Source organism: Catenulispora yoronensis, assembly GCF_039531695.1.
Classification (GTDB): Bacteria; Actinomycetota; Actinomycetes; order Streptomycetales; family Catenulisporaceae; genus Catenulispora; species Catenulispora yoronensis.
On the sequence record NZ_BAAAQN010000190.1, the window covers coordinates 1 to 624 of the forward strand.

The 624-nt window shown below is 67.6% G+C and carries 2 protein-coding genes and 1 pseudogene; 2 read left to right on the top strand and 1 reads right to left on the bottom strand.

Annotated elements, in window-relative coordinates; translation table 11 throughout:
- Both ABD481_RS46730 and ABD481_RS46735 read left to right on the top strand, forming a co-directional pair.
- Positions 1–291, top strand: a 291-nt coding sequence (locus ABD481_RS46730) for an iron chelate uptake ABC transporter family permease subunit (protein ID WP_227516231.1), incomplete at its 5' end; no start/stop codon positions are given.
- Positions 257–415 (top strand): annotated as a pseudogene (locus ABD481_RS46735) (iron-siderophore ABC transporter substrate-binding protein); the annotation flags it as partial. The gene ABD481_RS46730 and the pseudogene ABD481_RS46735, both read left to right, overlap by 35 nt.
- Here ABD481_RS46735 and ABD481_RS46740 read toward each other — a convergent pair.
- Positions 370–624, bottom strand: a 255-nt coding sequence (locus ABD481_RS46740) for a tRNA methyl transferase PRC-barrel domain-containing protein (RefSeq protein ID WP_344672352.1), incomplete at its 5' end; no start/stop codon positions are given. The pseudogene ABD481_RS46735 and the gene ABD481_RS46740 sit on opposite strands and share 46 nt — an antisense overlap.

Consider the following 624-nt stretch of genomic DNA (forward strand, 5'->3'; position numbering starts at 1 on the left):
GTGCTGCGCTTTTTTGCGCCGGTGCTGCTGACCTCGGCCAGCGTCTCCTGCGTCGGCAGCCTGGGCTTTGTGGGCCTGATGGCGCCGCATATGGCGCGTTTCGTGCTGCGCGGCGGCCAGGTATCGCTGCTGTGCGGCAGCGCGCTGATTGGCGCCTTGCTGGTGCTGGCGACCGATACCCTTGGCCGGCTGGCGTTTGCCCCGCTGCAGATCCCGGCGGGGATTGTCATTGCCCTGGTGGGCTGCCCGTTCTTCGTTGTCTTGCTCTGGCGTCGCCGTGATGCCCTTTAACCAGGAAGGTCGTATGCGTTGGTTCGTCTCATTGCTGCTGTTGCTGACGGGGGCCGTCAGCGCCGCCGCCCCACAAACTCAAACTTTCGCCGATGATTTAGGCCGCACCGTCACCGTCCCGCTCTCCGGATCGATCCCCGTCACGTAGCGCGGACGGCCGTCGGCGGCGGGCGCCTCGATCCCGAGGCCCTTGCGCTGACCGATGGTGAATCCGTGGACGCCGTCGTGCTCGGCCAGCCTCTCGCCCGTCGCCGAGTCGACAACGGCCCCGGGCCGCACGCCGATCCGCGCGCCGAGGAAGGCTCGCGTGTCGCCACTCGGAATGAAGCAGAT